Annotated in this window: 7 protein-coding genes; 4 read left to right on the top strand and 3 right to left on the bottom strand. The window is 37.5% G+C overall.

Going from position 1 to position 13,387, the window contains the following annotated elements:
• Positions 1-96: 96 nt before the first annotated feature.
• Positions 97-993 carry an AraC family transcriptional regulator gene (locus tag EM308_RS10710; protein WP_035640493.1) on the bottom strand — a complete coding sequence of 299 codons (897 nt, stop codon included), beginning with the start codon at positions 991-993 and terminating at the stop codon, positions 97-99.
• 155 nt (positions 994-1,148) lie between these two features.
• On the opposite strand from EM308_RS10710, the gene EM308_RS10705 reads away from it, so the two are divergent.
• The 4 genes from EM308_RS10705 (at position 1,149) to EM308_RS10690 (ending at position 11,896) form a co-directional block, all read left to right on the top strand.
• Entirely contained in the window at positions 1,149-2,534 is a 1,386-nt protein-coding gene (locus EM308_RS10705) for a sugar porter family MFS transporter (protein WP_035640485.1), read from the top strand.
• Positions 2,535-2,808: 274 nt separating this feature from the next.
• A complete protein-coding gene (locus tag EM308_RS10700; protein ID WP_035640487.1) occupies positions 2,809-6,087 on the top strand; it encodes a DUF5107 domain-containing protein in 3,279 nt (1,092 codons plus the stop codon).
• Positions 6,088-6,300: 213 nt separating this feature from the next.
• A complete protein-coding gene (locus EM308_RS10695) occupies positions 6,301-8,646 on the top strand; it encodes a beta-galactosidase (protein WP_035640489.1) in 2,346 nt (781 codons plus the stop codon).
• Between the two features lie 352 nt (positions 8,647-8,998).
• A complete protein-coding gene (locus EM308_RS10690) occupies positions 8,999-11,896 on the top strand; it encodes an exo-beta-1,4-galactosidase (protein WP_035636590.1) in 2,898 nt (965 codons plus the stop codon).
• 255 nt (positions 11,897-12,151) lie between these two features.
• On the opposite strand, the gene EM308_RS10685 is transcribed toward EM308_RS10690, so the two are convergent.
• Both EM308_RS10685 and EM308_RS10680 read right to left on the bottom strand, forming a co-directional pair.
• Positions 12,152-12,517 carry a hypothetical protein gene (locus EM308_RS10685; RefSeq protein ID WP_156101340.1) on the bottom strand — a complete coding sequence of 122 codons (366 nt, stop codon included), beginning with the start codon at positions 12,515-12,517 and terminating at the stop codon, positions 12,152-12,154.
• Between the two features lie 22 nt (positions 12,518-12,539).
• Positions 12,540-13,280 carry a hypothetical protein gene (locus EM308_RS10680; protein ID WP_035636594.1) on the bottom strand — a complete coding sequence of 247 codons (741 nt, stop codon included), beginning with the start codon at positions 13,278-13,280 and terminating at the stop codon, positions 12,540-12,542.
• Positions 13,281-13,387: the final 107 nt, after the last annotated feature.

Raw genomic sequence — 13,387 nt, 5'->3', positions numbered from 1 at the left:
AAACCCTGAGTTATCAATACTTGCCAAAGCTTGTCAAAATCGGACATTTGGCAAATAATGATATATAATGACCGGGGTTGATATGGAAAAATGTGATTATCCTTTTTCCTTTTTACGGTAATCGCTCGGGGAACTTCCCATGGTCTTGCCAAATAATCGCGTAAAATAAAAAGGGTCATCAAAACCTACAAGCATGCTGATTTGGTTGATTTTCATATCCGAAAAATCGAGATAATGACAAGCTTCCTGAATCTTTAGATGTATATGGTAATTCAACGGAGAATAACCGGTTTTTTCTTGAAATTTTGCCGAAAAATGAGAAGTAGAAAAGCCTACATAATCAGCAACTTGTTTTAAAGTAATACGTTTGCGAACATTTTCTCGCATATAATGTATGGCATTGTCCACCATATCCAATTGTTGTTCTTCCTCATTCACCGATGTACCAGCACGGAAAGTCCCTAAATATTTAAGCGAACCGAGAAAATAAAAAAAGGCAGTAATACTAAATTCCAAATTCTCTTTGTTGAATCCGTTTTTTAAGGTCGAAAATATCTCCTCAAATAACTTAAATTGATATTCAATCCTTGAATCTTTTTCTGCTGGAATAAGCAATGGCTTTTGGAGTCCCTCGGCAAAAAAAGCAGCTTTTCCTCCATCAAAGTGGCACCAATAAATAGTCCATGGATTATTCAAATCACTTCCATAACTGTGTGCTTTTTCCTTTGGTAAAACAAAAACTTGGCTTGCGCTTACTTTTTGCCTTTGATTTTCTAATTCAAACCACCCCTCTCCTTCAATAACATAAATCAAAATATATTGGGAAGCCTCTTCCTTTTTTCTTTTCCTAAAATGGAACGAAGCTTTTGGATAAAACCCAATATCCGTGATGTATAACAATGACCCCAAGTCGGTTTTTCTGAAATCTTCAATGATGGGGATTGGTAAAACGACGGCTCGTTCACCCATAAATCCATCTCTAATTTTAGCCATAGCGTTGCTTTTTTTAAAAATCAAATTCAAATTTCATAAATAATTACTACACAAACTACACAAATCGTAAAATAATCCAGTAATAAAGTAATATATTCCATACTTCCCTAATTTTTTTTAGAATATATTGCATTCATAATTATAAACCTATCTCGATGAAGAAATTCAACAATTCCTATTTATTATCCATTTCTATGGTTTCGGCAATGGGTGGATTGCTTTTTGGTTATGACTGGGTCGTAATCGGCGGTGCAAAACCTTTTTACGAACGTTTTTTCGAAATCACTTCATCTGCCAATTTGCAGGCTTGGGCCATGAGTTGCGCTTTAATTGGTTGCATTCTTGGTGCAGTTGTATCTGGTGTAATTAGTGATAAATTTGGACGAAAATGGCCGTTGTTACTTTCTGCTTTCTTATTTACGGTCGCCTCTTTGGGCACAGGATTAGCTACAAGTTACCTTTCATTTGTTATTTTCAGAATCATAGGCGGGGTGGGAATTGGACTTGCATCGGCGCTTTCGCCAATATATATCGCCGAGGTTGCTCCTTCACATTTAAGAGGACGTTTTGTGGCGCTTAATCAAATGACACTCGTTATAGGAATTCTAGCCGCCCAAATTGTAAACCTCATTATTGCCGACAAAGTTCCTGCAGAGGTTAGCGATGAATTCATTCGTTCTTCATGGAATGGACAAATAGGCTGGCGATGGATGTTTTATGCTTGTGGAGTCCCTTCAATTGTGTTTTTTATACTAGTTTTCACCCTTCCCGAAAGTCCGCGTTGGCTGATAAAAGCAGGCAAAAAAGAAAAGGCTTTCCCAACATTGCAAAAAATTGGCGGTGAAGAATATGCCCATGAGGAAATGTCCAACATACAGGCGACATTGGATGATGTGAGTGAAAAAATTGATTTCAAATCACTTTTCAATCCCAAATATAGAAACGTATTGCTTCTAGGAATTGTTATCGCCGTTTTCCAGCAATGGTGCGGAATCAACACGGTTTTTAATTATGCCGAAGAAATTTTTACAGCCGCTGGTTATGGCGTAAGCGATACCCTTTTCAACATCGTAATTACTGGAACGGTTAACCTCGTATTTACAATTGTCGCAATGTCTACGGTTGATAAATGGGGACGTAAAAAACTGATGATATTTGGAGCATCGGGATTAGCGGTTACCTATTTGCTTTTGGGCACGGCTTTTTATTTTCAGTTAAAAGGCGTTGTAGTTCTTTCGCTGGTGGTTTTGGCCATAGCGATTTATGCAATGTCATTGGCTCCAATAACTTGGGTAATTCTCTCCGAAATTTTCCCAAACCGTGTTCGTGGAGCTGCCATGGCTCTAGCGACTTTTGCCCTTTGGATAGCCTGTTTTATCCTGACCTATACCTTCCCTTTGCTCAATAAAACCTTGGGAGCTGCAGGAACATTTTGGGTTTATGCAGGAATATGTATCTTCGGATTTTTATTTATTCTCAAAAATCTAATCGAAACCAAAGGAAAAACTTTAGAGGAAATCGAAAAAGAATTGGTTGAGTAATTCTTTATCAACATAATTTGACTTTTTTTTCTTTTAGTTTAACTAAAAACATAAAATATGTAAACCCGAACGAACGAGAACGCAATGTCATCAGTTAAGCATATTTTTTTCTCGCAAAGGCGCGAAGACGCAAAGAAATAGATTCCAAACTTTGCGTCTCTGCGTCTTTGCGAGGACTAGATTTAAAAATATTGAGAGGAAATATCAGCTTAATAACATTGAATAAAATGCTAATTCTGAATTAAAAAAAAATATCAATAAAAAACATAAAGCAATGAGTGTAAAAGCTTGGCAAGAAGAAGTAAACATCCCAACCTACGAAATTGGGAAAGCCGAAAAGAACCCAATATTTCTCGAAAAAAGAGTCTATCAGGGAAGCAGCGGGGTCGTTTATCCCTATCCCGTAGTAGAAAAAATTGAAGACGAAAAACAGGATAAGATATACCAAGCCGTTTTTCTGGAGAACGAATACATCAAAGTAATGATTCTCCCAGAATTGGGCGGACGCGTTCAAATGGCTTATGACAAAATAAAACAACGTCATTTTATTTATTATAATCAGGTAATTAAACCTGCATTAGTAGGACTTACAGGACCGTGGATTTCGGGCGGAATCGAATTCAACTGGCCACAGCACCACCGCCCAAGTACCTTTTTGCCAGTTGATTTTACCATCGAAAACAATGCTGACGGAAGCATTACGGTTTGGGTAAGCGAAAACGAAAAAATGTTTCATCAAAAAGGAATGGCAGGATTTACTTTGCATCCCGGAAAAGCTTATCTCGAAATAAAAGGGAAACTGTACAACCCAACTCCTGTTCCCCAAACATTCTTATGGTGGGCAAATCCTGCTGTGGCAGTAAACGAACATTATCAGTCGGTTTTTCCTCCGGATGTTCACGCAGTCTTTGACCATGGAAAAAGAGATGTTTCTACTTTCCCGATTGCTACGGGAACCTATTACAAAGTCGATTATTCTGCCGGTGTTGACATTTCGAATTATAAAAACATCCCCGTTCCTACTTCGTATATGGCGATAAATTCGGAGTTCAATTTTGTTGGAGGATATGAAAACGACACTCAGGCTGGTGTGCTTCACGTGGCTAATCATCATATTTCACCAGGAAAAAAACAATGGACGTGGGGCAATGGTGATTTTGGAAAAGCTTGGGATAGAAATCTAACAGATGAGGACGGACCTTATATCGAATTGATGGCGGGTGTCTATACAGACAATCAGCCTGATTTCAGTTGGATGCAACCCTATGAAGAAAAAACATTTACGCAATATTTTCTCCCTTATCGCGAACTCGGCGTAGTGAAAAATGCTTCGCAGGATTTACTGATGAATCTCGACATTGAAGGAGACAAAGCTATTGTAAAGATTTTTGCAACTTCATTACAAAAAGAAGCCACAATAGAACTCGAAGGCTATTTTAAGGAAACTTTAGACCTGAGTCCTGAGCAGGTTTTTGAACGTGAAATTATTGTAGGTAATGTTACTATATCCGACTTAAAACTGTCTGTTTATTCAAAAAGCGGAAGGGAATTATTGAGTATCAAATCTGAAAAACAAGATGCAAAACCAACTCCCGAAGCGGCCAAACCAGCATTTTCTCCGGAAGAAACATCAACTTGCGAGCAATTGTACCTTACAGGACTGCATTTGGAACAATACCGCCACGCCACTTACAAAGCCACCGATTATTATCAAGAAGCTTTAAAACGCGACCCTTCGGACGTTCGTAACAACAACGCCATGGGACTTTGGCTGCTTCGCCGTGGGAAATTTGCCGAATCAGAAAGTTATTTCCAAACGGCAATCAACACACAATTACAGCGAAATCCGAATCCGTATGATGGAGAACCTCACTACAATCTGGGACTTGCACTGCAATACCAAGGCAAAAATAAAGAAGCCTATACTGCTTTTTATAAATCGTGTTGGAATGCCGCCATGCAAGATGCAGGATATTTTGGCTGCGCTCAGATTTCATGTATTAATGATAATCTAACCGAAGCGCTTTATGAAATTGACAAATCATTAATCCGTAATTGGCACAACCATAAAGCCCGAACATTAAAAGTAGCTATTCTGCGAAAATTAGGCAAACAAAACGAAGCCTTGTCGTTAATCGTGGAATCGTTGAAGATTGACTTATTCAATTTTGGGTGTTACTTCGAAGAATATCTGATATTGAATACTCCTTCGGTTCTTGAAAAAATGCACTCGCTTATGCGTGGAGAAATCCATAATTATGAAATTGTGGCATTGGATTATATTGCTGCCGGAATGTATAACGAGGCAGTATTGCTACTTGAAAGTGGTGCCAAAGTTTGCAAAACAACCCCGATGACCTTTTACTATATGGGATGGGCATTAAGTCTGGCAAAGAAAGACAGTAAAGAATCCTTTGAAAAAGCAGCCTCCCATTCGCCTGAATATTGTTTTCCTAACCGATTGGAAGCCATTCTTGCATTGGAAACTGCCCAAAAAATGAATTCAAAAGATTCAAAAGCAGCTTATTATTTAGGAAATTTATGGTACGACAAACGCCAATATCCCGAAGCCATTGCCTGTTGGGAAAAATCAGTGGCAATAAGCGATAATTTTCCAACGGTACTCAGAAATCTATCGTTGGCGTATTTCAACAAGCTTCAACTTGAAGAAAAAGCTGTTCAATATCTTGAAAAAGCATTCGCACTAGACACAAAGGATTCCCGTATATTGATGGAGTTGGATCAGTTGTACAAGCGTCTTTGCAGACCTCATGAAGAACGATTGGCATTTTTGGAAAAACACATCAATCTGGTTCAGCAACGTGATGATGTTTATCTCGAATATGCAACCTTATGCAACCAATTAAAGAATTTCAGCAAAGCAATTACGTTAATCGATAATCGTATTTTTCATCCTTGGGAAGGTGGAGAAGGAAAAGTTCCGGCACAATATCAATTGGCACGAGTAGAATTGGCGAAGCAGTTTTTGGTTGAAAAAAAATTCGAAAAAGCCATTCAGTTATTGCAAGAATGTTTGGTTTATCCGGACAATCTGGGCGAAGGCAAACTTTCCGGTGCCCAGGAAAATGATTTCCATTATTGGTTAGGGTGTGCCTACGAAGGTTTGGGACAAATTGATGAAGCCAAAAAATTCTGGGAACTAGCTAAAGAAGGTAATACAGAACCTGCGGCCGCCATTTTTTATAATGACCAAAAACCTGATAAAATATATTACCAAGGTTTGGCTCTGCTAAAATTAGGTCGCAAAGAAGAAGCCAAACAAAGATTTGATTCCTTGATTGCTTTTGGAGAAAAACATTTGGACGAAACCATAAAACTCGATTATTTTGCGGTATCTCTGCCTGATTTATTGATTTGGGATGATGATTTAACTTTCCGCAACAAAATCCATTGCCATTATATGATTGGGTTAGGCAATTATGGACTGGGCGATACCGCCAAAGCAAAAAAACATTTGCTTGAAGCTGCCAAAATGGATGTCAACCATCAGGGAGTTCAGGTGCATTTGGCAATGCTAAACTCATTAGAATAAAAATTATCGATTTGATTTTTTTTTAAAGGCTAAGTGATTCTTCGGAAGAATCACTTAGCTTATTTCTTTTAAACAATATCAAAAAGAAAATCCTTCCCAACTTTTCTATCACAAAAAAAATTAAAAGTTAAAAAAATTAATCTGCCAATAATTTCGATAGAATATAAAGTAAATGTAGATTTGACACTTAACTAATCGCAACCAGAATTAAACATGAAAATATCAAAATTCATTCTTACCCTAGTTTTTTTTATATCCTTGAGTGTCGGGGCACAAACTGGACAAAAGGGAACTTTTGTTCAAGGTGAAAAAACCTTCCTGCTCAATGGCAAACCATTTATCGTACGTGCCGGCGAAATTCATTTCCCTAGAATTCCTCGCGAATACTGGGAACACCGTATTCAAATGTGCAAAGCCATGGGAATGAATACGATTTGTATTTACCTTTTTTGGAATTTTCACGAACAACAACCTGATAAATTCGATTTTACAGGACAAAAAGATGTAGCTGAGTTTGTGCGTCTGGTTCAAAAAAACGGAATGTACTGCATTGTGCGTCCCGGGCCTTACGCTTGTGCCGAATGGGATATGGGTGGTTTGCCTTGGTGGCTTCTAAAGAAAAAAGATATTCAGGTGAGAACTAATGCAGATCCTTATTTTATGGAACGTGCCATCAAATATTTACAGCATGTAGGCAAAGAATTGGCGCCACTTCAAATTCAAAATGGTGGAAATATCATCATGGTTCAGGTAGAAAACGAATACGGTTCTTTTGGAAAGGATGCCAGCTATATGACGCAAGTGAGAGATGCTATTCGTTCTGCCGGATTCGACAAAGTACAGCTTTTCCGTTGTGATTGGAATTCTAATTTCTTCAATTATGAGTTGGATGACGTTTATACTGCATTAAACTTTGGTGCTGGTTCAAATATCGAGCAACAGTTCAAAAAATACTCAGAAGTACATCCTAACGCTCCGCAAATGTGTAGTGAATACTGGACTGGCTGGTTCGACCATTGGGGACGCGCGCACGAAACCCGTTCTATAGACAGTTTTATCGGTAGTTTAAAAGACATGTTAGATCGCAAAATTTCGTTCAGCCTTTACATGGCGCATGGCGGAACATCATTTGGGCAATGGGGCGGTGCCAATTCGCCTCCGTATAGTTCCATGGTCGCTTCCTATGATTACAATGCTCCAATAAACGAGGCAGGACAACCTACAGACAAATTCTATGCGGTACGTGAACTGTTGAAAAATTACCTGAATCCAGGTGAAACGATTCCAGAACCACCGGTAAATTATCCGGTAATTTCAATTCCTAAAATTACTTTTAAAGAATCGGCACCTCTTTTTGAAAACCTACCAAAAGCGATTTCATCATCGAATATAAAACCAATGGAAGACTTCGACCAAGGTTGGGGACGAATTTTGTATCGAACAAATTTGCCTGAATGTTCAACTCCTTTTAAATTAAAAATTACCAATGTACATGACTGGGCCAACATTTATGTAAATGGAAAACTTATAGGAAATCTTGATCGCCGAAAAGATGAAAACACCATCAATATGCCTGCGGTAAAAAAAGGAGATGTCCTCGATATTTTGGTTGATGCAAATGGCCGTGTAAATTATGGTAAAGAAATTATTGACCGAAAAGGAATTACTGAAAAAGTTGAAATACAATTAGCATCCAATTCAGTCAATCTGACCAATTGGAACGTTTATAATTTCCCTGTTGAATATGATTTTCAGAAAAAACTAAAATTCAAAACAGGAAAAGCAAACGGCCCGGCTTGGCACAGGGCTACATTCAATCTTAACAAAGTTGGCGATACTTATATTGACATGAGTACTTGGGGCAAAGGAATGGTTTGGGTAAACGGTTATAATATTGGTAGATATTGGAAAATTGGACCGCAACAAACACTCTTTATGCCTGGATGTTGGCTAAAAAAAGGACAAAACGAAATTATAATTCTGGATTTGGAAACACCAAAAGAAGCTCAAATCTCGGGTGTGACCGTTCCTGTTTTGGACAAAATTATGGTTGATGAATCACTTTTGCATCGCAAAAAAGGAGAAACTCTTGATCTTTCGTCAGAGGTTCCATCTGCTACTGGTTCCTTTGCGGCTGGACAAGGCTGGAAAGAAGTGATTTTTTCAAAAACACTGGAAGGGCAATATTTTTGTCTTGAAGCAGTAACTCCCCAAAATCCAAAAGACAATGGCGCAACCGTAGCCGAAATAGAATTAATCGGTAGCGATGGCCAGTTAATTCCTCGTACACAATGGAAAATGGTTTATGCCGACAGCGAAGAAGTAATGTCTGGAAATCATTCTGCCGAAAAGATCTACGACCAGCAGGAGTCCACTATTTGGTCAACAAGCAGAAGCGGTGATAAAATTTCTTATCCGCATCAGGTGGTTGTTGATATGGGGCAGAACTATAAAATTAAAGGATTTAAGTACCTTCCGAGAACTGATAAAAGCAGTACCGGAAATATTAAATTGTATAATTTTTATATCAAAACAAATTCCTTTTTGATTAAAAAATAAATGGATAGTGATTAGCAGTTAGCTTACAATTATTAATACTAAATACTTTCAAAAAAACGGAAAGCCTTTTATAACACATTGGGTTCGATTCTTTTTAAATAAAAAACGAACCACATAGAAACATAGATTTAATAGCAAATCATTAAAGAAATAATAGAAATAGATCTATTTTTCACATAGTCTGTCTATGTGACAAGTAAAACGACTATCAAAGTCTTTTTAAACACTATAAATTCTATGTTTCTATGTGGTAAAAAATAATTTCACCCAATGGGTTAAAAAAAACACTGATATCCCAAAGAATAATCACTAAGGACTAATCACTAAGAACTAATAGTTAAACAATACCACAATGAAAAAATACATCTATGCCTGTCTCCTTTTGGCATCATTTTTTGCTTTAAGCAGTTTTAAAAAAGACGAAATAAATCTGGAAGGAGATTGGCATTTTGAAATAGACCGACAAGATGTGGGCGTCACAGAAAAATGGTACAACAGGAATCTTGCAGATAACATTAAACTGCCTGGTTCCATGGCTCAGTTTTTAAAGGGTGACGATATCACTCTGAAAACAAAATGGACGGGTTCTATTTATGACAGTTCTTTTTATTTTGTTCCAAGACTGAAAAAATTTCGTCAACCCGGTAATATACACATCCCTTTCTGGCTGACTCCTGCAAAGCATTATGTGGGCGTGGCTTGGTACCAAAAAGAAGTAAATATTCCGGCAAACTGGAAAGGAAAAAGCATTTTGCTTCATCTGGAAAGAGCGCATATCGAAACCCGAGTTTGGATTAATAACAAGGAAGTAGGTCTTCAAAATTCGCTCGTAGCACCTCATGTTTATGATTTAAGCACTTTTCTGACTCCAGGAAAACAACGCATCAGCATACGCATCGACAATCGCATCAAGGAGATTAATGTTGGCCCTGATTCGCATAGCGTCACCGATCATACACAAGGAAACTGGAACGGAATAATAGGGAAAATCGCCTTGGAATCCTCTTCTCCGGTTTACATAAACGATGTTCAGATTTATCCTGATGTAAAAAACCGAAAAGCCCGAGTAAAAATCACGATTAATAACACTTCGAAAAAGGATTTTGAGGGAAAACTGAGCATTGTTGCCAAAAGTTTCAACAGCCCGAAAATCGACCAAACTAAAGAAATTACAGAAAAAACAACCGTAACCAAGCAAACCGAAAACACAATTGAACTCGAACTTCCTTTTGGAAAAGGAATGCAAACTTGGGACGAATTCGACCCTGCTTTGTATCATTTGGAAGCAAAACTGACTGACAAAGAAATCATTTCTGAGAAGGAAATTCAGTTTGGAATGCGAGAATTCAGAATTGAAGGAAATCGGTTTATGATAAATGATATTCCGGTAGTTCTTCGCGGAACGGTACACAATTGCGAATTTCCGCTGACGGGTTATCCCGCAACAACGGTTGAGGCTTGGGAGATAATTTTCCAGAAAATCAAATCGTTTGGATTAAATCACGTACGTTTTCATTCCTGGTGTCCTCCTGAAGCCGCATTTATTGCCGCCGATAAAATTGGCCTTTATTTACAGCCTGAAGGCCCGAGTTGGCCAAATCATGGGCCGAAAATTGGTTTAGGACAGCCTGTAGATAAATTTATATACGATGAAACCCAACGCATGACAAAAGAATACGGCAATTATGCCTCGTTCACAATGCTGTCTGCGGGGAATGAACCGGCAGGAAATCAGGTAAAATACCTTAACGAATTTGTTAATTTCTGGAAAGAAAAAGACAACAGACGCGTTTACACCGGAATGTCCGTGGGCGGAAGCTGGCCGATTGTCCCAAATGCGGAATACCAGGTTCGTGGCGGTGTGAGAGGATTAAAATGGGAAAAAATACCCGAAACCGAATCGGATTTCAGTGAGGGAATTGCCAAGTTCAAAGTGCCTTTTGTAGCTCACGAAATAGGTCAATACTGCGTTTTCCCTAATTTTGATGAAATCAAAAAATACACCGGTGTTTACAGAGCCAAAAACTTTGAAATGTTCCGCGAAGATTTGAGCGATCACCACATGGAAGACCAGGCAGCAGCCTTTTTGAATGCCTCGGGAAAACTGCAAGTTTTGTGTTATAAAAACGAAATAGAAAAAATGCTGAGAACGCCCAACTATGGTGGATTCCAGATGTTGGGATTACAGGATTTCCCTGGACAGGGAACGGCACTCGTAGGCGTTTTGGATGCTTTTTTTGAAGAAAAAGGATATGTTACCGCCAAAGAATACAGTCGTTTTTGTAATGAAACCGTTCCATTGGCCGAGATTCCAAAATTTGTTTACACCAACAATGAAACCTTCAAGGCCGAAATTGCTCTTTTTCATTCAGGGAAAACACCTTTGCAGAATGCCGTTTTGAGTTGGACGATCAAAAACGAAAAAGGAAATTTAATGGCTTCTGGCAGTTTTGAACCCAAAACTTTCGAGAACGGAAACGGACTATTTGCAGGAAATATTTCTTTTGCTTTAAGCGAAATAAAAGAAGCCTCAAAATTAAACCTTGAGGTAAAAGTAAACGCTACAACTTTTGCCAACGATTGGAATTTCTGGGTGTATCCCGAAAAAAATCCGGTTGCTGCATCCTCTATTTATTACACAACGGTCTTAGATGACAAAGCCAAAGAAGTATTGAATAAAGGCGGAAAAGTATTCCTGAACGCCGCCGGAAAAGTGGTAAAAGGAAAGGAAGTAGAAATGCATTTTCTGCCTGTATTCTGGAATACTTCGTGGTTCAAAATGCGTCCGCCCCATATTACCGGAATGTTGATTCAGGAAAAAAGTCCTGCTTTTGCCGATTTCCCGACAAGTTTTCATAGTGATTTACAATGGTGGGATATTCAAAACCGCTCGCAGGTGATGAATCTTGAGGATTTTCCGGTCGATTTTCGTCCGTTAATACAGCCGATTGACACTTGGTTTATGAACCGTAGATTGGCTTTGGTTTTTGAGGCACAGGTTGGAAACGGAAAAATCATTGTTAGCAGTGCCGATATCGGCCCAGATGTACAAAACAAGCCTTCATCGAAACAATTGTTTTATTCGCTTCAAAAGTATATGAATTCCAATAAATTCAACCCGAAAAACAAACTGGATTTTGAGTTGATTAAAGATATTTTTGTAAGTCCGTCACGTGAAGTTTTTAACACCTACACAAAAGACAGTCCTGATGAATTAAAACCCAATTCGAACCAGAATAAGATGAAGTAGTATTTATACTTTATAGTTAAAACAAACCTCGTTTAAATCTGATTTTATGGGAAAAACGAGGTTTGTTGTTATATGCTAATTGTGGAAACGAGCGGGACGCTCGCACTAGCGGGGTTTATTCTACACTTTCAAACTTTTATATTTGGCTTTGCCACCCGAGCAAAAGCGAACAGGCGAAGCAAATCATCCCAAATACAAAACCAACTTTTCATTAAGCTAATTGCCCAAATCGGTTGTAGCTGTTATGAGCTGGCATTATTTTTCCCAATGATCTATCCAAATATTAGTTAAAGTTGAATCCGCACTAAAATTTACAATCAAAGTTTTTGTTTCTATTGGGTCGATATCACTTCCATAATATGTGTAAATTTCATATTGAAGTTGAATCGAATCCTTTTCGTTACTCAATTGATTTTTTCCTAGTAACTTTTCAGTATCAGCGAATTTCATTCCACGCTTTAAGTAATTTTTTGAAAGGTCTTCAATCATTAATTCTCTATGATTATAATCTATGTCATCTGGAGTATTCCATTGGCTTTGATTAAATTTTATTTGTTCTTGCTTACAAGAAGTAAACAATAGAATTATGACAAAGAAAGATAAGTATAGATTATTTCTCATTAGCTGTTATAGCCTGTATTTTTTATTGTTTAATGTCATAACCTTCGGGTAAATTTAGCGCAAAATTTTTCATTTTTTTGCGACTAATTTTGTCGGTAATTTTAAAATTTTCTTTTTCGAGAAACTGGACTAATATTGGGTAGTCATATTTGTTATTCACGTTAATGAGTTTTCCTTTCATTAAATTAAAAAGGTTAAAATTCCAATAACTGTGATTTTGATAACTGGATAACTTCATTGTTATGATTTCGTAATTTCCATCGCCGTCAAAATCTCTTTCGTTACGATTATCACTTTGTTTATCGTCAAAAGAAACTTTCAAAAAGCGTTGGTTAGTCTGCTGAAAAAGATAGATTACTTTAACGTTCATTGATGCGATTCCATTTCCCATATATGGAACAATAATTTTTAAATCACTCAATCCGTCCCCATTAAAGTCGGCAATTCTAACACTATTTAAAGCAAGAGGAGTGAAGCCTATGTTTTCTGTGAAATTTTGAGTTTCTATATTGTTTTTGAAAATTTTTATATCAGAATTTTCAAACCAATGTTCTTGGAATGAATTCAGTTGAATTGTTAAAGATTCTCCATTTTTAAAAAAGTTAGAAATAGATATTGAGTTTTCTACTTTCTCCTCTGTTTCATTAGTTTTCCAATCGTCATAAACTTTATATTTTATAGATGGGTATTTTTCAAAGTCATATTGTCCGCTAGCAATTAACGGAAAAAAAATAAAAAATGTAAATTTTAATACTTTGGTCATAAATATAGGCTATAAGGTTTTGGCATTACAGCGGGTTTGGGACTAAATTAAGCTCATTATTCGGATTTGCCAATCCCGATAGCTATCGAGACCCAAATCCAAAAACA

Origin of the sequence: Flavobacterium gilvum (assembly GCF_001761465.1) — a bacterium.
Lineage (GTDB): Bacteria > Bacteroidota > Bacteroidia > Flavobacteriales > Flavobacteriaceae > Flavobacterium > Flavobacterium gilvum.
This window is presented reverse-complemented; position numbering and strand designations above follow the sequence as displayed.